15 protein-coding genes and 2 pseudogenes are annotated in these 17,988 nt (G+C 70.1%); 7 read left to right on the plus strand and 10 right to left on the minus strand.

From position 1 onward, the window contains the following. Positions 1-7 precede the first annotated feature (7 nt). The 3 genes and pseudogenes from ABZ818_RS21655 to ABZ818_RS21665 all read left to right on the plus strand — a co-directional run. Positions 8-249, plus strand: a pseudogene (locus ABZ818_RS21655) (hypothetical protein); the annotation flags it as partial. Then, positions 248-499, plus strand: a pseudogene (locus tag ABZ818_RS21660) (helix-turn-helix transcriptional regulator); the annotation flags it as partial. The pseudogenes ABZ818_RS21655 and ABZ818_RS21660, both read left to right, overlap by 2 nt. Positions 500-892: 393 nt before the next feature. Continuing rightward, positions 893-1,867 (plus strand): hypothetical protein, encoded by a 975-nt coding sequence (locus tag ABZ818_RS21665; RefSeq protein ID WP_361416828.1) that lies wholly within the window; start codon positions 893-895, stop codon positions 1,865-1,867. A gap of 147 nt (positions 1,868-2,014) precedes the next feature. Here the strand turns inward: ABZ818_RS21665 and ABZ818_RS21670 are convergent, their stop codons facing one another. From ABZ818_RS21670 to ABZ818_RS21685, 4 genes are all read right to left on the minus strand, one after another. Beyond that, on the minus strand, positions 2,015-2,566 hold the full coding sequence (locus ABZ818_RS21670) for a hypothetical protein (RefSeq protein ID WP_361416831.1): 552 nt from the start codon (positions 2,564-2,566) through the stop codon (positions 2,015-2,017). A gap of 493 nt (positions 2,567-3,059) precedes the next feature. Next, complete coding sequence (locus tag ABZ818_RS21675; protein WP_361416834.1) at positions 3,060-3,926, minus strand: sigma factor; 867 nt, start codon at positions 3,924-3,926, stop codon at positions 3,060-3,062. A gap of 223 nt (positions 3,927-4,149) precedes the next feature. Beyond that, complete coding sequence (locus tag ABZ818_RS21680) at positions 4,150-5,382, minus strand: FAD-dependent oxidoreductase (RefSeq protein ID WP_361416837.1); 1,233 nt, start codon at positions 5,380-5,382, stop codon at positions 4,150-4,152. A gap of 223 nt (positions 5,383-5,605) precedes the next feature. Continuing rightward, positions 5,606-6,340, minus strand: a complete 735-nt coding sequence (locus ABZ818_RS21685; protein WP_361416840.1) for an alpha/beta hydrolase — start codon at positions 6,338-6,340, stop codon at positions 5,606-5,608. A 681-nt stretch (positions 6,341-7,021) separates the two neighbouring features. Between ABZ818_RS21685 and ABZ818_RS21690 the strand changes: the two genes are divergently transcribed. The 3 genes from ABZ818_RS21690 to ABZ818_RS21700 all read left to right on the plus strand — a co-directional run bounded on the left by ABZ818_RS21690 (position 7,022) and on the right by ABZ818_RS21700 (position 9,254). Continuing rightward, positions 7,022-7,288, plus strand: a complete 267-nt coding sequence (locus ABZ818_RS21690; RefSeq protein ID WP_361416843.1) for a hypothetical protein — start codon at positions 7,022-7,024, stop codon at positions 7,286-7,288. Positions 7,289-7,498: 210 nt separating this feature from the next. Continuing rightward, positions 7,499-7,960 carry a YceI family protein gene (locus ABZ818_RS21695; protein WP_361416846.1) on the plus strand — a complete coding sequence of 154 codons (462 nt, stop codon included), beginning with the start codon at positions 7,499-7,501 and terminating at the stop codon, positions 7,958-7,960. Between the two features lie 232 nt (positions 7,961-8,192). Next, positions 8,193-9,254 (plus strand): ferritin-like protein, encoded by a 1,062-nt coding sequence (locus tag ABZ818_RS21700; protein WP_361416850.1) that lies wholly within the window; start codon positions 8,193-8,195, stop codon positions 9,252-9,254. Positions 9,255-9,363: 109 nt separating this feature from the next. Here the strand turns inward: ABZ818_RS21700 and ABZ818_RS21705 are convergent, their stop codons facing one another. From ABZ818_RS21705 to ABZ818_RS21715, 3 genes are all read right to left on the minus strand, one after another. After that, positions 9,364-10,212 carry an alpha/beta hydrolase gene (locus ABZ818_RS21705; protein ID WP_361416853.1) on the minus strand — a complete coding sequence of 283 codons (849 nt, stop codon included), beginning with the start codon at positions 10,210-10,212 and terminating at the stop codon, positions 9,364-9,366. Positions 10,213-10,290: 78 nt separating this feature from the next. Further along, the gene (locus tag ABZ818_RS21710; protein ID WP_361416856.1) at positions 10,291-11,922 is read right to left on the minus strand and encodes a ubiquinol-cytochrome c reductase cytochrome b subunit; all 1,632 of its coding nucleotides are present in this window, start codon (positions 11,920-11,922) and stop codon (positions 10,291-10,293) included. A gap of 175 nt (positions 11,923-12,097) precedes the next feature. Beyond that, positions 12,098-12,364, minus strand: coding sequence for a WhiB family transcriptional regulator (locus ABZ818_RS21715; RefSeq protein WP_361416859.1), 267 nt, complete (start codon positions 12,362-12,364; stop codon positions 12,098-12,100). A gap of 161 nt (positions 12,365-12,525) precedes the next feature. On the opposite strand from ABZ818_RS21715, the gene ABZ818_RS21720 reads away from it, so the two are divergent. Beyond that, complete coding sequence (locus ABZ818_RS21720; RefSeq protein ID WP_361416862.1) at positions 12,526-13,452, plus strand: alpha/beta hydrolase; 927 nt, start codon at positions 12,526-12,528, stop codon at positions 13,450-13,452. Here the strand turns inward: ABZ818_RS21720 and ABZ818_RS21725 are convergent. The 3 genes from ABZ818_RS21725 to ABZ818_RS21735 form a co-directional block, all read right to left on the minus strand. Next, the gene (locus ABZ818_RS21725) at positions 13,442-13,963 is read right to left on the minus strand and encodes a MarR family winged helix-turn-helix transcriptional regulator (RefSeq protein WP_361416865.1); all 522 of its coding nucleotides are present in this window, start codon (positions 13,961-13,963) and stop codon (positions 13,442-13,444) included. The two genes, ABZ818_RS21720 and ABZ818_RS21725, sit on opposite strands and share 11 nt — an antisense overlap. Next, positions 13,960-14,691, minus strand: coding sequence for a sigma-70 family RNA polymerase sigma factor (locus ABZ818_RS21730; protein ID WP_361416868.1), 732 nt, complete (start codon positions 14,689-14,691; stop codon positions 13,960-13,962). The genes ABZ818_RS21725 and ABZ818_RS21730 overlap by 4 nt, the downstream gene beginning before the upstream one ends. A gap of 421 nt (positions 14,692-15,112) precedes the next feature. Continuing rightward, positions 15,113-17,878 carry an AAA family ATPase gene (locus ABZ818_RS21735; RefSeq protein WP_361416871.1) on the minus strand — a complete coding sequence of 922 codons (2,766 nt, stop codon included), beginning with the start codon at positions 17,876-17,878 and terminating at the stop codon, positions 15,113-15,115. Between the last annotated feature and the right edge of the window lie 110 nt (positions 17,879-17,988).

Genomic DNA, 17,988 nt, shown 5'->3' on the forward strand with positions numbered 1-17,988 from the left:
TTGTCGGATGAACGGTGACGAGCAGCTGCTGAACGGCCGTGTCTACGGCGCGGAGCACGACGACCCCAACCCCGGCTCGCTTCCGCACCGGACCTACGCCGACTGGTCGGCGGGCCGCTGGACGGCCTGCTGCTGGACATCCACGGGCGGCGGACCGTGGAAGTCGACGACAGGGTGGCCCTGACCACCGAGCTCGGGCGGTTCCCCGGAGGCCGCGCCCTGTACGACCCGCACCCCGGCGAACCCCGTGCGCTTGCAGCACCTGCGCAAGGACGCCGGCCTCACCGGGATGGAACTCTCCGCCCGGTGCGGCTGGCACCCCGCGAAGACCACCCGCATCCAAAAGGGCGACGCCCCGCCCTCCGACACGGACATCCGCACCTGGTGCGCGGCCTGCGGCGCCGACGACCAGGCCGACGACCTCATCGCCACCGCCCGCGCGGTGGACTCCATGTACCTGGAGTGGCGCCGCCTGCACCAGGGCGGCATGCGCAAGGTCTGTCACGTCCAGCAGGAGATGATGTGATCTCCAAGGGTGGCATGGTCTTTGACCTGGGACGCTTCAATTAGAGCCGGACGTTTTTTAGAGGCAGGTGACCTGCAATTTCTTGCCTTGGTGCCGGGTTGGCCTGGTGCGCCGCAAGTAGTTCCGGACATCAACTCAAGTACTGCCGGACGTGTTACTGCACGGCTGGGCCTGTGCAGACGCCGTTGTGCGCAAGTTCCTAATGATCAGTACGGCCTTGTGGGAGCCGTTCGTGATCAACGGCTGCCGCCCATTGAGGCGTTGGGGCCGCGATGATCTTGGGGTCGTGATGGGCGTGCGTGGTGGTCTACTGGGGGAGTAGTGGTCCGCTGTGTGGCGGACCGATCACGAAGGAGAACAAGTCCGGTGCCCGATCTGCCTGCTCCGAGCTCGACGGGTGTCCGCATCGCAGGCGACCGTTACCAGTGGTTGATCGCCTGGCAGGGCTGCGTCACAGCGGTAAGGGACGCGGCTCTTCATGTGGCGAGTCCGGTCGTGGCGGTCGGCGTTGAGGTCGACGGTGTGGGCAATGTCGACGATGTCGTCTTGTACCGCAAACAGCCTCCGCATACCTATATGCAGGTCAAGTACGCGGCGGACAGCAGCACGCCGGTCAACGAGGAGTACCTGCTCAAGTCCAGCGACCGGGGCGGGCCGTCGATCCTGCGGAAACTGGCGCGGTCTTGGGAGCAGCTGGCCCGGGACGAAACCCCGGTCGACCTCGCGCTGCTCAGCAACCGGTCTCCGGACGCGGGCGATCCCTTGATTGCCCTCCGCGATTCCCGCAGCCAGCTTCTCCTGCCGAAGGCGGCCCGGCAGGGCCCGCGCTCCCAGGCGGGGCAGGCGCGCACGCGTTGGGCCGAGGGGTCCGGCCTGAGCGAAGAGCAGTTGCTGGAGCTGTTGAAGGTGCTGCGCTTCGACCTGGCGCGGGACGTGCAGCACCTGCACGAGCACTTGCAGATGACGATGTTCGCCGCGGGATTGCGGTTCGACGAGGAGTCCATGCACGCCGGAGCGGACTGGGTCGCCCGCCAGGTCGCCGACGGGCAGCGCCGGTTGTCCCTGGCGGACATCCGCGAGGCGATCAAGGCGATGCGGCTCGCCGCGGGCGCGTCACGTGCGGTGCTGTCCGTGGCCGCCTTGAAGCCTGACCCGATGGCGCAAGACGCCAATTACGCGGTGGACTGGGTGGACCGCTTCCGGAAAGCTCAGGTGGGGAGAGGCCGCCGCGAAGGCGTGATCCTAGGCATCCGGGGAGGAGTGCGCCCGGAAACGGGGCGTCGGATTCAAAGACGATGTGGATTGCTATACACTCTTCACAGCGAATCCGGCACCGTGTGACACGCTTAGTCGCCGGTATGGGAGGGCTCGCCAACCCGCGGACCGTCCGTCAGCGGGTGGGTGCCTCGGGCGCCTGTGCGATCCCCCGCGAGCAGGTGCCCGAGGCATCTTTGTGACTTTCAGTGCACGGAGCCGAGAGGGCTCCGGTCAGGACTTCTGGGCGCGGTAGAGACCGCGGCCGGCCCGGCGTACGCGGGAGGTGCCGACCAGACGGTCGAGCGTGCTGCGCACCGCATTGATGCTCCCGGAGTCGGTGTCGCGGCCGAGCGCCGCGGCCACGTCGCGCGCGCGGACCTCCGCATCACCGACGCCCGCGAAGTACTCCAGGATCTGTTCGGTGAGCGCGCCGTAGCTGCGCGGTTCGTCGGCCTCCGCATGCGAGGAGGCCGCCGGCTTCTCCTTCTGCGTGGGCTCCGCCTGTCGCGGCGCGGACTGCTTTCGCGCCGGGCGGGCGGCGGGCGCGACGACCGGAGTGTCGGCCTCCGCCTGTTCGGGCTGCTCGGCGGCGCGGCGGCCGGATGGCTCGGCCATGAGGACCGTCAGGGCGCTCAGGGCGCGCTGGACGGAGTCGAGGTGGGCGGCCACGGCGGCCAGTTCCCTCTCCAGTGCCTGCTTCTGAATCTCCAGGCGGGCGAGGTCCTCCTGGAGGCTCTCCGCAGTGACCTCAATCTCATGCGCTGCGCGAGTTGCCGAGACCATGTCTTCCTCTCATCCTCAACCCTCCGTGCCGCGCCTCGCTGAAGTCAGCTGCGGTGCCGCTCGGCTCGGGCCCGGGGAGATGTGTTTAGGTGCATCGTATGTCACAGCGTACGAGGTTTGGACCCGGAAGATGCAAGGTGGTGATGCGAGGTCCCGTCGAGTCAGGTGACTACCACTGTCCTTTCACCCTTTCGTGAGCGGCACCTCAGCGGTGTGGACACGGTGCGGACCGGTCGGGTCGTGGGTGACCGGACTCCGGGTCGGATAGGGCGGAATCGGCCGTGGTCGGCGGGTGTTCCTCGGGAGTTCGGCCGGGTTCCCGTCGGGACTGCTCGCGAAGGTGGCGCAGTCGATCCGCCGATCGTTGGATGCGGGTGCCGACGTCGTCAAGAGCTTCTTGAAGGATGCGGATCCGCGCCTCGAGCACGGCCACTTCCGCGGCCAGTGAGACACCGGCGGCACGCGAATCGAAGTCCCGGCCCACGCTTTGTCCTCATTTCTCCTGCGTGGCCGCCCGGTTCCAGTGGCGGAGCTTGTCAGGGTTGAGGACCGCCCAGATCTGCACGACGCGGTCGCCCGCGACGTCCAGGCTGATGACCGCGGCGACCTCGTCGCCGTAGCGCACCACTATTCCGGTGCGGCCGTTGACGGACCGGCAGTGCAGTGTGGTTCGGGGGCGGCCAGCTAGGAGGGTCAGCAGGCTGCGGGTGACGCGCAGTGCGCCGTGGACGGGCCGGGTCAGTGTTCTGACCTTGCCGCCTCCGTCGAAAAACACCGTGGCGTCCGGTGCCAGGAGGGACATCAGGCGGGCGGGGTTCTCCGCCACGCAAGCCTGTCGGACCGCTCGCACCACACGGTCGTGCTGCTGTGGTGTCGTGGGGTGCGCCCACCTGGTCCCAAGGCTGTGCCGGGCCCGGGCGGCGAGTTCGCCGCATTCCTGTTCCGTCTGTCCGACGATGGCGGCGACCGTCCCCGGAGCCATCCCGAACACGTCGTTGAGGACGAATGCGGCCCGCTCGGCCGGTGGCAGCGTGTCCAGCGCCTTGAGGAGGGCCTGGCTCACCTCTTCGTCCAGGTCCTGAGGGGGCGCCGCGCCGACCGGGCCCGGATGCGACCGCCCGGTCGGCGCCAAGCGCTCCAGACAAATGCCGCCGACGGTCGTCACCAGCCAGGACCGGGGTTCGGCGATACGGATCCTGTGGTCGTCGGACAGGCCGTACCAGCGCCGGTAGGCCTCCGCCACGACGTCGTCGGCGTCCTGGCTCCGGCCCAGCATCCAGTAGGCCACGTTGAGCAGTCGGCGTCGCTCGTCGAGCAGCTCCGCGATCGGCACCGTCTCGTCGTCCTGTACCCGGTCCATCTGGCATCACCCCTTCGCACAGCACCCGACAAGGCGGTGCCACCCCTGATTCCGGCCGATGTCCGCCGCGGCGGCCGAGAATGGGGCAGTCCGCTTTCGTCCGGCGGGTCCAACCGATGCACTGCTGACCAGACAGGGACAGATCGTGTGACACGGTTTCCCGGTCGTACGCAGCGGCGTCCGTCCGTGCGCCGGCGGGCCGCGGTCACCTTCGCGGCGGTCGTCAGGGCAGAAGGCTGTCCAGGGGCGTCTCGGGATCGGACAGGGCCGCGTCCGCCACGGAGGCACCGGACTCGACGAGGGCGCGGACGGAGTCGATGACGTTCCACACGTTCACACTCATGCCCGCCAGGACCCGGTCCCCGGACAACCAGAAGGCGATGAACCGCCGCTCGGCCGGGTTCCCGCGGAAGACGACGCGGTCGTAGCCGCCGGGCTCGGTGTACCCCGTGTACTCCATCCCAAGGTCGTACTGGTCGGTGTAGAAGTACGGCAGCCGGTTGTAAGCCGCCTCCTTGCCGAGCATGGCCAGTGCCGCCGTGCGGGGCTGATGCAGGGCGTTGGCCCAGTGCTCCACCCGCAGATGCCGGCCGAGCCGGGGATGGTAGGCGTTGGCGACATCCCCTGCGGCGTGCACGTCCCGGGCCGAGGTGCGCAGACGCTCGTCGGTGACGATGCCGTTGCGCACCTCCAGTCCCGCCGCCTCGGCGAGCTGGACGTTGGGGGTGATGCCGATGCCCACCACCACGGCGTCGGCAGGCAGTCGGGTTCCGTCGGCGAGCTGGACGCCGTCGGCGCGGGCGCCGTCACCGGTGATGCGCTCGACGGCGGCGTGGGGCCGCAGGACGACCCCGTGATCCCGGTGCAGGTCGGCGAAGACCTCGGCCGCCTCCCGGCCGAGCACCTTCAGCAACGGCAGCTCGGAGTGCTCAAGGACGGTCACCAGCGCCCCGGCCGTCCGGGCCGCCGCGGCGGTCTCCAGACCGATCCAGCCGCCGCCAACGACCACGATCCGGGCCCCGGGGGTGAAGGCGGCCTTGAGCCGCTCGCTGTCTCCCACGCGGCGCAGGTACAGCACGTTGTCCAGGTCCGCCCCGGGCACCGTCAGCCGGCGGGGGGACGATCCGGTCGCCAGGAGCAGCTTGGTATAGGACATCTGGCGTCCGCCGGTGAGTTCGACCTGGCGGGTATGTGCGTCGACGGCCGTCACGCGCGTTCCCGTCATCAGGTCGACATCGTGCTCGCGGTACCAGTTCTCGGAATGCACGAATATGGACTCGCGGTCCTCCTTGCCGAGCAGGTACCCCTTGGACAGCGGCGGTCGGATGTAGGGGCGCTCCGCTTCGTCCCCGATGAGGACGAGCGGGCCGTCGTAGCCCTGTTGCCGGAGTTCCTCGGCGGCCTTGCCCGCGGCGAGACCGCCCCCGACGATCACGAACCCGTTTTCTCGCGACATGATGTTCCCGTCTCCGCTCGCGCGCACCGGACACTGGTGTGCCCTCGTGCGGAAAGACCGTGAGAACCCGCAGGTTGTGACACCGGCCCGCGCCGCGGAGGCAGCGTGCGGGCCTGCGAGGGCAGAGCGGAGCAGCGCGACGAGGACGCGGACGACGTCCGTGTTCCACGACCGTGGCCGAGGCGGTCCGCAGCTCCGCGCCCCTCGTCGCCGCCGGCGCGGGCTAGCGTTTGGTGCCCTGCGCCCAGTGCGTCTCGAGGGCGGCGGCCACCTCCGCGGGCCGCTCCAGCACCGTCCAATGGTTGCAGTCGAGATGGAGGACGCGGGTGGCGCGCAGGGCGGCGCCGAGTTCGTCGCCGAACTCGATCTGGCAGGCCGGGTCGCGCTCGCCCCAGAACACCAGCGCGGGTGCTGTGACGTTCGACAGGGCCGGTTCCCACTCCGTCCCCATGGTCACGGCGGACCGGTACAGCCGCAGGATGCTGTCCTTCATCGTGCCGTCGACGTGCCGGACCATCTCCTCCACCGGTTCGGCGGGCGCGTCGAAGCCGTTCACCAGGTCCTTCGCAAAGGACTCAGGGTCCAGTTCGGCCATGAACCGCTCGCCGGCGACGGGGTCCTGCCAGGTCTCGGCCAGCGGGTGCCAGACGTAGCGGGAACTGATGGGTCCGTTGCCACCGGCCCAGGTGCGCACCAGGTCGGGGCGGAGGGAGGCGACGCGGGCGGTGAGGATGCAGCCCCAGTCGTGACCGACCAGGTCCACGGGCTCGCCGACGCGCTCGAGGCGTTCGACGAGCCAGTCGACGTACTCCTCCTTGCTGGAGCCGAAGCCGGTGGGGCGGGGGGTGCCGAATCCGGGCAGGTCCCAGGCCTCGACGTCGGAGCGGGTCAGGTGTCGGCGTACGCCGTTCCACACGCGGTGGGTGTCGGGAACGCCGTGGATGAGGATGGCGGGCATGGTCGGTACATCCCTCGTGATAGGGGCCGCGGCCGGGATCCGGGGAGGCTGTGTGGCCGCGGCGGGCCGGGACGACGAGCATCATGTGCTGCGCCGGATGCACCCAACATAGTGGCACACAGTGTCACGGGTTACCGGTTCGGGACCCACCTCCCGTCACAGGTGGGGCGCTGGACCTGTGACGTGGGGGATGTACTCGCTTTCGTCCCGTTCGCCCGCGCATCCGACGAGCGCGCCCTCCGGAGAGGCCTACGCCGTTAGTGCCGAGTTCTACGACGTGCTGCAAAGGGAGGCCGATGCCGCGCACGTGCGGCAGCTGTACGGAGAAGCGGTGGGCAACCCGCGGTCGGTGTGCTGGACATCGGCACGGGCACCGGCCGTGTCACCCCGCTGGGCCTCGCCGGGTCAGCGTGCACGCCGTCGAACCCGCGCGGTCCATGCAGCGCCACTCTGATGACCCGGCTCGCGTTCTTCCCGCCGACGCGCGCGAACGGATCACCGTCCACCCCTGCACCCTCCCGGAGACCGGCCTGCGCGGTGTCGCGGGTCGCCGTCTGCCACAACACCTTGGCGTGCCTCGATCCTTCCTCGCGCCGACGGCTCCACCCCGCCGTCACCGAAGCGCTCTGTCCCGGCGGCGTCTTCCTGCTGCAGCTTCCGCCGGCGGCACGCCTTCCGCGGGTGCGCACCGTCCACCCCCTGCCCGCCCAGCCACTAGGGCGGCACGAGTACGGCGGGCGCATGGTGCTGTCGGCCGACGCCGGCCGCCTCCGGACCCGTTTCGACAACCGGGTGCGGGACGTGACCGGTGTCCTGCGCGAGCACACCGAGACCTTCTGGATGTGGCTGGCTTCCCGGGACGACATCGCCGCTGAGCTGGCCCAGCACGGATTCACCGCGGTGCCCGACGCGGGCGATCCCGCGGTGCTGACCGTACGACGCGCGTAACGGCGACCCGTTGACCCCTCGACACGCTGTGACACACAGAACGCCGTCCCGGCGGCGGTCCCAGTGTCACACGCGCGGGCCCTCGCCTGTCTGTCCTTCTGCGGACCTTGCCCGGCCCTCCTCGGCCGCGGTCCGCTCCACCACCGGCAGGCACACGGCGACGGCTCGCAACGACTGATCGTCGTGACCAGCGACCGCAAGGACCCACATATGTCGACCGTCGTCCCGTACACAGCGCTGACAGGTGTCTACACCATCGACCCGGCACACAGCACCATCGGCTTCTCCGTCCGGCGCGCCGTGATCGCGAACGTGCGCGGACGCTTCGGCGCGTTCGAGGGGCTGGTCAAGCTGGACGGCTACCAACTCAGCCGCTCCGAGGCCTACTTGAGCGTCCAGACCGGCAGTATCGACACCAGCAGCCCTGACCGGGACACCCATCTCGCGGGTCCGGACTTCCTCGACGCCGCCACCTATCCGCTGATGCTCTTCCGCTCCGCCAGCCTCGCCGACCGCGGAGACGGCCAGTTCCGTCTGATGGGCCACCTCAGGATCAAGGACGTCGAACTCCCCCTCCACATCCACCTCGCCTTCGACGGGGCCACGCAGGACGAGAGCGGAGACCACCGTGTCGGCTTCTCCGGCACCGCCCTGGTGCGCCGCTCCGACTGAGGGCTCGGCTGGAACACGCCCGACGAAACCGGCGGCGTCCTCATCAGCGACAAGGTCAGGCTCACCTTCGACGTCTCCGCCGTCCGCCTCTCCCGCTCGTATGCCGCATGACCAACCCCGCGCTACAACACCGACCGCCCCGCGCGGTCCCCGCCGGCAGCGATGCCGGTGACCACAGGTCGGTCCGCAGCCGCGGCCGAACCGTACGCACGAAACCCAGGTGAGACCCTCCATGAATCATCAAGTCCCCACCGTCCAGACCCGGTTCCGCTCCATCACGACGATGGAGGACCTGCGAGAGCACCTGCAGTGGGCCATCGAGCTGGAACACGCCACGCTGCCGCCCTACCTCACAGCCCTCTACTCGCTCGACCCCGAGCGGAACGCCCACGCCGTCGAAGTGGTCAGCAGCGTGTTCGTGGAGGAGATGATCCACCTCGCGCTGGTGGCGAACCTCCTGAACGCGGTCGGCGGGCAACCTCGCGTCGACACCCCGCAGATACTGTCGCCGCATCCGCGGCCCATGCCGCACGCCGACCCCTCCATGCAGCTGTCCCTGCTGCCGTTCGGTCAGGAGGCGGTCACCATGTTCCTCCGCCTCGAACAACCCGCCCACCCGGGCGACCCGGCCGAGGGCGACGCCTACATGACGATCGGCCAGTTCTACGACGCGATCGAGAAGGGCCTGCGACACCTGTGCGCCGAGCTCGGCGAGGAACAGGTCTTCACCGGTGATCCCGCCCGTCAGGTGGCCGCAGGACCCTTCGGGCACACCGGCGGGCGGCTGAGCCCGGTCACCGATCTCGCCTCGGCGTTCTCCGCCCTGGAGGAGATCGTGGAGCAGGGCGAGGGCGCGGCACGCGTCGATGTGTGGGACGGGGACATGGACATGTTCCACCCGCAGACCAAGGCGGTCTCGCACTACTACCGCTTCCAGGAGCTCGCACAGGGCCGGCGCTACCAGCCGGGGGACACACCGGAGACAGGGCCCACCGGCGAGACGCTCACCGTCGACCCCGCCGGGGTGCGCCCGATGCGGCCCAACCCGCGGCTGGAGGACCATCCGGAGGGCAGTGCGATCCGCACGGCGCAGGAGGCGTTCAACATCGCGTACGGCAAGCTGCTGCAGCTCCTGGAGCAGGCGTTCAACGGCAATCCCGCGATGCTCGGGGTGTCGGTGGGCACGATGTATGCGCTCAAGGGGCAGGCGCAGAGCCTGATGTCGATGCCCGACGGCGAGGGCCTGACCGCGGGCCCGACCTTCGACTACGTCGCTCCGGAAGATCGCGGCTGACTCCCGCACACATGGTGGCCCCCTGGACCGTCGGTCCAGGGGGCCACGACGTTGGTGCGGGTCAGGGGGGCGGAGCCTGCACGCCCCCCTGACCCGCGGCACCGGTGGGTCAGCGCACGGTCCGAGCGGCTGCCTCGATCACCCCGGCGACGTCGGCGGGGTGGGAGACACTCACGGCGTGCGATGCCCGTACGCGCGTGATGTGGGCGTGTGCGCGCTGTGCCATGAAGATCTGGGCCTGCGCCGGGATGTTGCGGTCCTGGGTGGCGACCACGGCCCAGGACGGGATGTTCTTCCAGCCGGGCTCGGAGGCGTCGTCCGCCAGGGCGGCATTGGTGATCGGGCGCTGCGTGACGGACATGAGGTCCGTGGTGTTGCGGGGGACGTCAGCGGCGAACTGCTGGTGGAACTTGCTCGGTTCGATCGTCAGGTCCGCATCGCGGGAGCCGTCCGGGAGAGTGACCGGCACGGAGCGCAGAGCGTCGCCGAGGGTGCTGCCGGGGAACTTGCCCGACAACTCGACGGCGCTCTCTCCCTTTTCGGGGATGAAGGCGGCGACGAACACCAGGGCCTTGACGTTGTCGGCGTCGTGGGCGGCGTCGCTGATCACCGATCCGCCATAGGAGTGTCCGGCCAGGACCACCGGGCCGTCGATGCCGGCCAGGACCTCTTTGAGGTAGGAGGCGTCGTTGTTCAGCCCGCGCAGAGGGTTGGCCGCGGCGACGACGGGGTAGCCCTCGTGCCTCAGCCTCCTGATGACGCCGTTCCAGCTGGTGGAATCGGCGAACGCGCCGTGCACGAGCACCACCGTGGGCTTCTTCTCGCTGTCCGGTGCGGACGTGGTCCTGTCCGCGTGGGCGGGGGCGACCGCCGTGGCGATGAGGGCGGCGGCGACGGAGGCGGTGGCCAGGAGGGAAAGCGGGGTGCGGACCCGCTGGTAGATGGAACTGCGGTTCATGAGAGGCCCTTTCGGGAAACGGTGTGCTGTCACCTTCAAGACCGTGTGCGTGTCACAGGTGTGACACTTTGTGGCCTTTTATTCCTTTTTGCTGGTGAAGTGATGTTCACCGGTGATTCCCCTGTACTCCTGGACGGTGGGCTTGCGGATCTGTGTCCCCTCGCCGTAGAAGCCGCGGCTGAGCCGCGCGCGCAACCGCCGCACCCTGCCGCTCGCGTGGCCGTCTCCGTCGCGTTGTCCCGGGTCGAGGGGCCGGTACTGCTCGTGCGCCGTGAGGGCATGGAGTTCGTAGGGGGCGAGGGGCTGGTGCACCTCTACGTACTCGCCGTGCGGCAGGCGCTTGATGATGCCTGTCTCGCGGCCGTGCAGGACCTTGTCGCGATCGCGGCGTTGCAGACCCAGGGCGATGCGCTTGGTCACGAGGAAGAGGACGACCGGTACGACGAACAGGGCGATGCGGACCGTCCAGGTGACCGTGTTGACCGACATGTGGAAGGTCACGGCGATGATGTCGTTCGCGGCTCCGAGCAGTGCCACCAGGTAGACGCCGAGCCATGCCACGCCGAACGCCGTGCGCACGGGCCGGTTGCGTGGCCGCTCGAGCAGGTGGTGTTCGCGGTCGTCGTCGGTGACCCAGGCTTCGATGAACGGGTAGGCGCCCATGACGAGGAAGAAGCCGAGGCCGGCGAGGAGAGGGATCAGATTGTCCAGGGCCAGGGTGTGGCCCCAGAAGTTCACCTCCCACCCGGGCATGGCACGCAGCAGCCCGTCTGCGATGCCCATGTACCAGTCGGGCTGGGATCCCGCGGAGACCTGATCGGCGCGATAGGGGCCGAACTCCCAGACGGGGTTGATCTGGGCGATCGCGGCGATGGTGAAGACGATCCCGGCGACCATGCAGAAATAGCCACCCGCCTTGACCACGTACACCTGCACCGACGGGCCGACCACGTTTCGCTCCGTACGGCCGGGTCCCGGGTACTGGGTGTGTCGGTGCCGGTGCCCGAGGAAGGCGCGGAAGGCGACGAGCGCCAGCATCAGCGCCGGAATGACCAGGACGTGGATTACGTGGAAGCGGGGCACCAGGTCGTGCCCGGGGAACTCGCCGCCGAACAGGAACATCGACAGGTAGGTGCCGACGATCGGTACCGACAGAAGTGTCCCGTTCACCACGGCGAGCCCGGTTCCCGACAGGAGGTCGCCGGGGAGGTCGTAGCCGGTCAGACCACCGAACATGCCGAGGACGAGCAGGGCGAAACCGGCCACCCAGTTCAGCTCGCGAGGCTTGCGGAAGGCGCCGGTGAAGAACACGCGCATCAGGTGGGCCAGCAGGGAGGCGACGAAGATCAGTGCCGCCCAGTGGTGGGCCTGACGGATGAGCAGGCCGCCGCGTACGTCGAAGGAGATGTGCATCGTCGAGTCGAACGCCTCGGACACGAACTGGCCGCGTAGCGGAGCGTAACTGCCGTCGTAGACGACCTCGTTCGACGACGGGTGGAAGTAGAACGTCAGATACACGCCGGTGATGAGCAGGACGACGAAGCTGTAGAGACAGATCTCGCCCAGCAGGAACGACCAGTGCTCCGGACGGGCCCTGCGTGTGCCGGTCGTGTTGGTAGGCCCGATACCCATCCGTGTTCTCGCCCAGTCGGCGATTTTGTCACCGCTGCGGCTGCCCGCCGTGGTGACCGGTTCGATTGCGTCACTCATGTCATTACCACCATCAACACATCACCGGGAGCGCCTTGCGGCCGGGTCTGCGCAACGACACGGTGCATGGCGACGAGCTGCCGCACCGGGTTTCGTTGCCCTCACCAGAAGGGACCGAGAAAGTGGTGAAGGTGTGACATGACCGTAAGACCGGATCATGCCGGGGGTGTCCGGGTCAGGACGCCTTCGCACCGATCCGCTCGACGTCCTTACGTGCCGAGCGTCGTCGCGTCGCGCGGCGCTCGCTCTCCGTCGTGCCGCCCCAGATGCCCTCGACCTGCCCGACGCCCAGCGCCCACTGCAGACACCGCTCCCGCACGGGGCACCGGGCGCACACGGCCTTTGCCTCGTCGATCTGGACCAGCGTCAGACCCGCGGTGCCGATGGGGAAGAACAGGTCGGGGTCGACATCCCGGCAGGCCGCTCTCTCGCGCCAACTCATGGCAGCGCCTCCTTACTCGTCGCGGATGCCTCTCATGTATCTGACCATCCGAAGGGAGTTCCTGTGACATTCCATGCCGGAGAGCAACGGTGTGAAATACAGTGTGACAACAGACTCAATGTCTTGAGCGGGGCTCCGGGTCGTCGCACCATCTGTGAGTTGTGAACGCCACACAGGGCCCGAGGCCCCTACCCAGCCCAGCCGTCGATCCCCGGGACCCCCTCTCCCCGGGCACCCACACCCTCGTCGTCCAGTACGGCACGGCCGCCTTCGACCAGCGCTACCACGTCGCCGGAACCGGCCCGGTGTGCGTCGCCCACTCCGGAGGGCCGGGCATCGGCTGGGAATACCTGCGCATGCCCGGGCTGGAGCGCAGCATGACCGTCGTCTACCTCGAGCCGGTCGGCACGGGCGAGTCCGGCCGGCTGGCCGACCCACGCGACTACACCCTCGCCACCTACACCCACTTCCTGCACGCGGTGATCGAGCACCTGGGCCTCGCCGAGGTGGCCCTGCTGGGCCACTCCCACGGCGGCTTCGTCGCGCAGTGCTACGCCCTCGACCACCCCGAGCGCCTGGCATCCCTCGTCCTGTACGACACCTCACCGATGACGGGAGAGGAGTTCTGGGCGGCCGCCGTGGCCAACATGGAGAGCTTCGTCCAGCGGCACGCCGACGAGCGGCCGGAAGTGGCGACCTACGTCGCGGGTCTCACCACGCGACTCGACCGGTCCGACGACGAGGGCGCGACGAAGGTGCTGCGCACCATCTCGCCCGCCTACTTCCACGACTACTGGGGCCGCGAGGAGGAGTTCGCCGCGGGGCGGGCATCTCTGCGGATGTTCGCGGCACCGGCCTGGGGGGTGGAGCCCCCGTTCGACGTCCGCGAGGAACTGCCCCGGCTCACCGTCCCGACCCTGGTCCTGGTCGGCGGGGACGACTTCATCTGCGGGCCGCGCTGGGCGCACATGATGCACCAGCTCCTTCCCGACGCCCGGCTGTTGATCCTGCAGGAGACCGGCCATCTCGGGCACATCGAGCGTCCCGAGAAGTTCACGGCGGCCGTGCGCGACTTCCTCAACGGATGACCGTGCGGGCGTCGCTCTCGCCGATGAGGAAACGCCACAGGAGGGGATCCACGTCCTGGGAGCCGAGATCGCGGACCGCGTCCCGGACGACCTGTTCGTAGCGGGACGCGGTACGGCGCAGCGCGGCGTGCCCCGCCGGGGTCAGCAGCACCTGCACGCCGCGCCGGTCGTGGTCGACGGCGCTCGAGATGATCAGGCCCAGTCGGCGCAGGCGTGCCATCAGCCTGCTTGTGGCGGACTGACTCAGGCCGAGCCCGTTGGCCACATCCCCGAGCCGCATGGGTTCGGCGCCGGCGTCCGCGGCGGAGCTCCTTCCCACGTAACGCAGGGCCTGTACTTCACTCAACCCGAACCCGGTCTCCTCGCGCAGCCGCCGCTCCACCGTCCCCTGGAACCGGCGGTGGAGGCGGTCGAGGGCGTCCCATCGGTCGGTCGCGCAGGACTGCGTGCGATCGTCGGCAGGGCCGGTGCGCACCTCGCGCACCACGTCCCCGTGCGACGTGCCGGTCATGCGGTGGCCCGGTAGGAAGGCGCGCCGTCGCGTGCGGCCGTCCCCTCGCCGGAGTACGGCGCGTCCTGGCCGGTCAGCACGTGCTCCAGGCGGTCGAGGTCTCCTGTGCGGGCGGCGGTGAAGATCGCCTGAACGAGCCGCCGATGGGTGGCCGCGTCCACGTGCTGCCGGTGCCGCCGGTTGTTCAGTCTGTCCTGCGCGCGGGAGACCTGCTGCCGTGCGTTTGCCACGGACAGGTGGAGCAGGTCGCCGATCTGGTCGTAGGAATAGCCGAACGCCTCGCGTAGCACGTACGCCGCGCGCTGGTTGGGGGTCAGGGTCTGCAGAAGCAGCAGGACGGCATGCTCCACCGAGTCCTGGCGTTCGGCCAGGGTCTCCGGTGTCATCCCGGTGTCCGTGGACTCCGGCAGCCAGGGGGTGGCACTGGACTCGCGGCGTCTGCGTGCCGACTGCAGCACGTTGATGGCGAGCCGGACGGTCGTCGTGCGGAGCAGCGCACCGGGGTCGGCGACGACGGTGCGGTCCGTGCCCTGCCAGCGCAGCCACGCCTCCTGGATGACGTCCTCGGCTTCGCCGGGATCTCGGAGGATCCGGTTGGCGATCTTGAGCAGTCCTGGCCGGACGCGGCCGAACACGAAGACTGCGTCGTTGAGTTCCACGGGCGCGGCAGTGGTGGTCACCATCACCGACTGCGGACTCTGCCGGGTTGCGATCACAGAAGTGTCCACGATCGGCTCCTCTGTTGGCTGGGGATCGGCGGCTTCCCTCGCCACCGACACCAACTTCGCGCCGACAAGGGCACTGCCGCGCCCCTGATAGACCGTGGGGCACCCCGTGGTCGTACCGTGGCCGCCACGTGGCCAGGGCCTCCCACCCCCTGGCGCGCAGGCCCCCGGGGCCCGCCACCCCCTGGCCCCGGACGCCCCCGGGGCCCGCCCCTCGGCCCCCACGCCTCGGCTCCTGGCCGGGACCGGACCTCGACAGGACCGGCCCCGGACGGCCCGGAGCCACGGGCCATGGTCAGAGGAGAGAGGAGTTCGTGGGCGCACCGCGAGGCGGGGAGGCCGCCTGTGCGGCCCGCGCGGGCTCCCGACTGGGCGCGGCGCGGCACGCGGATCGCACCCCCGCCGACGGCGCCGCCCCCGGGGGTCAGGCGGGGGCCGCCGCCCCGCCCGGCAGCACGGCGCCCAGCTGTTTGCGGGACCGGATCCCGAGCTTCGTGAACACCTTCCGCAAATGCCACTCGATGGTGTGCGGGCTGAGGAACAGCTGCGCGCCGATCTCGAGGTTGGTCAGCCCTTCGCCGGCCAGCCGGGCGATCTGGGCCTCCTGGGGCGTGAGCGCCTCGTCGGTGCCGGTGTCGCGCCTGCGCACCGTCTGCCCGGCGGCCTCCAGCTCCCGGCGGGCGCGCTCGGCGAAGGCCTCCGCGCCAGCCCGGTCGAGGATCTCGTGGGCGCGGGCCAGCTGATCCCGGGCCTCGGCGCGGCGGTTCTCGCGGCTCAGCCACTCGCCGTACAGCAGCCGGGTGCGTGCGAGCGCCGTTCGCACCGGGGTGCTCTCCAGCCGGGCGATCGCCTCCCGGTACAGGGCGTCGGCCGTGTCCCCCTCACTGATCAGGGCACGCCCCGCCGCGGAAGTGCCCGTCGCCCAGGCCGTGCCACTGGCTTGGCAGATGGTCGCGAGGCGACCGGCGGCCTCGACGGCGAGGTCCCGCTGCCCGCTGCGGGCCGCCGCCTCCACCAGCTCGACGAGGGAGGAGAGGGCGAGCCCCAGCTCCTGCGGGTACTCGCAGCCCTTGGCGGCGGCGGCGCAGGCCTCCTCGTACCGCCCGAGGCCGTTGTACAGCAAGGCCAGCGCCCACTGGGGAGCCGTGAGCGCCTTTCCCTCGCCGCTGAGGGTCCGGTCGCCGGTGATCGTCCCGATCGCCCGCAGCGTCTCGGTCTCGCGGCCGCGCCAGGGTTCGATCACCAACGCCCCGTAGTGTGCGAGGAAGTGGTTGCCGGTGGCCTCGCCGATTGTCACCGCTTCCGCGGCGAGCGAGTCCGCGTCGTCCAGATCACCGGCGAAGACCCGGTTCGACAGCCGCAGCAGGAGCGCCGAGGGGAGCGCGGACAGCGTTCCGGTCTCCCGTGCCAGACGGACGAGCTTGGCCGACAGGGTGCTCCAGCTGTCGAAGTCCCACACGTTGTGGGCCATGCGGCAGGCGAACGGGAGCCAGCCCAGCGACTGTTCCACTGTGAAGCCGCCGCACCGCAGCGTGTTCAGTGCGCGGCGCAGTATCGGGGCGCCCGCCGCGTAGCCGTCCGTGGTGGCCATGGCCAGGCCGTCGAGGAAGAGGTCGGTGGGTCCGGGGTGAGCCGTCGGGGGCGCGGTGCGTGCGGCCCAGGCGACCTCCTCGAGGCCGGGGCCGCTGGACACGCGGCCCGCGGTGAGGGCCGCGTAGAACGCGTCCCGGTAGGTCTCGCGCGCGGTGCCGGCGTCGAGCGGCTCGAACTCCCGGGCCGCCGTGAGCAGCAGGGGCACGGTGGCACCGGCACTGCGGGATCCGAAGGTGATCTGCCCGCGCAGCAGGCTGGCCTGGGCGTGTTGCAGATCGTCGAGCGCGCCCATCTCGGCCACGTTCAGCAGCTCGAGCGCGGCGTCGAACGCTCCGGCCAGGTACTTGGCCCGGGCCGCTGCCAGCGCTCTGCTGCGGCGGCGAGAAGGATCAGGTGTCAGCTCGGCCGCTCGTTCCAGGAAGGCCGCCGAGGCGGCGATGCCGCCACGCGCCTGCGCGCGGTCGGCCGATCGGGCCAGTTCGTCCGCCACGGCCTCGTCGGGCTCCGCCGCGGCGCGGGCCAGGTGCCAGGCGCGGCGGTCGGGGTCGGACCGCGCATCCGTGGCCTCGGCCAGTGCCCGGTGCGCCTCCCGGCGTTCGGCCGGCCCCGCCGCGCGGTAGACGGCCGAGCGCACCAACGGGTGCCGGAACTGGACCCGTGTGCGTACTTCCAGCAGGTTCGCGGCCACCGCGGGGGAGACCTCGCTCATGGACACGCCGAGGATGTCGGCGGCGCGGCGGAGCAGTGAGACATCGCCGACGGGCTCGGCCGCTGCGAGCAGCAGCAGCCGCCGTGTCTGCGGGGGCAGTTCCTCGACGCGCAGGCTGAAGTTGTGCTCGAGCCTGCCGATGAGCGGCCCCATCGACGGTGAGGCGTAGCCGCCCGCGAGTTCGGCCGCGGTGGCGCTGCGGGGCAGTTCCAGCAGGGCCAGCGGATTGCCGCGCGCCTCAGAGAGAATCCTGCTGCGGACCGGTTCGTCGAACCGGCCGGGAAGCACCGAGGTCAGCAGGGCGCGTGCGTCGGGCTCGCTCAGACCCCCGAGGGTGAGCTCGGGCAGCCCTTGCAGGGCGCGTTCCCCGTCCGCCTCGCGTACAGCGAAGATCAGCCCTACGCGCTCCGCCATCAGACGCCGGGCGACGAACCCGACGATCTGGGCCGAGACGCGGTCGAGCCACTGCACGTCGTCGACGAGACAGATCAGCGGCGTCTCCTCAGCGACGTCGGCGAGCAGGCTGAGGACCGCCAGCCCCACGAGGAACCGATCCGGGGGAGTGCCCGCGCTGAGCCCGAAGGCGGTCTCCAGGGCCGTCCGCTGCGGATCAGGGAGGTGCCCGAGGCGATCCAGGAAGGGCGCGCACAGCTGGTGCAGACCCCCGAAAGCCAGCTCCATCTCGGCCTCGACTCCCGCCGCGCGCACCACGGTGCAGTCCTCGGCGGTCTCGGCCACGTACTCCAGCAGGGCGGACTTGCCGATACCGGCCTCACCGCGCAGCACGAGGACCGCGCTGTGGCCGTCGCGCACCTTGGCCAGATGCCGGTCCAGCACCGCTCGCTCGCTCTGCCGCCCGTGCAGGAAGCCCGGATTCTTGCCTTTCATGAACACCCCCGGCTGCGAGCGTATATATCTGGTCTTCGGCCACACAACTCATCTGCGCCGCTGGTCACCTCGTGGGTGAGACGCAGGGCAGTGGCGTCGTGTCGGGCCGT

The sequence above is a fragment of the Streptomyces sp. NPDC047453 genome (assembly GCF_040643155.1).
Taxonomy (GTDB): Bacteria; Actinomycetota; Actinomycetes; order Streptomycetales; family Streptomycetaceae; genus Streptomyces.

What these genes read in the sequence shown, in the direction of transcription:
- ABZ818_RS21670 (WP_361416831.1), bottom strand. Translation starts at nt 2,566, where the DNA reads ATGGTCTCGGCAACTCGCGCAGCGCATGAGATTGAGGTCACTGCGGAG.
- ABZ818_RS21675 (WP_361416834.1), bottom strand. Translation starts at nt 3,926, where the DNA reads ATGGACCGGGTACAGGACGACGAGACGGTGCCGATCGCGGAGCTGCTC.
- ABZ818_RS21680 (WP_361416837.1), bottom strand. Translation starts at nt 5,382, where the DNA reads ATGTCGCGAGAAAACGGGTTCGTGATCGTCGGGGGCGGTCTCGCCGCG.
- ABZ818_RS21685 (WP_361416840.1), bottom strand. Translation starts at nt 6,340, where the DNA reads ATGCCCGCCATCCTCATCCACGGCGTTCCCGACACCCACCGCGTGTGG.
- ABZ818_RS21695 (WP_361416846.1), top strand. Translation starts at nt 7,499, where the DNA reads ATGTCGACCGTCGTCCCGTACACAGCGCTGACAGGTGTCTACACCATC.
- ABZ818_RS21700 (WP_361416850.1), top strand. Translation starts at nt 8,193, where the DNA reads ATGAATCATCAAGTCCCCACCGTCCAGACCCGGTTCCGCTCCATCACG.
- ABZ818_RS21705 (WP_361416853.1), bottom strand. Translation starts at nt 10,212, where the DNA reads ATGAACCGCAGTTCCATCTACCAGCGGGTCCGCACCCCGCTTTCCCTC.
- ABZ818_RS21710 (WP_361416856.1), bottom strand. Translation starts at nt 11,922, where the DNA reads ATGAGTGACGCAATCGAACCGGTCACCACGGCGGGCAGCCGCAGCGGT.
- ABZ818_RS21715 (WP_361416859.1), bottom strand. Translation starts at nt 12,364, where the DNA reads ATGAGTTGGCGCGAGAGAGCGGCCTGCCGGGATGTCGACCCCGACCTG.
- ABZ818_RS21725 (WP_361416865.1), bottom strand. Translation starts at nt 13,963, where the DNA reads ATGACCGGCACGTCGCACGGGGACGTGGTGCGCGAGGTGCGCACCGGC.
- ABZ818_RS21735 (WP_361416871.1), bottom strand. Translation starts at nt 17,878, where the DNA reads ATGAAAGGCAAGAATCCGGGCTTCCTGCACGGGCGGCAGAGCGAGCGA.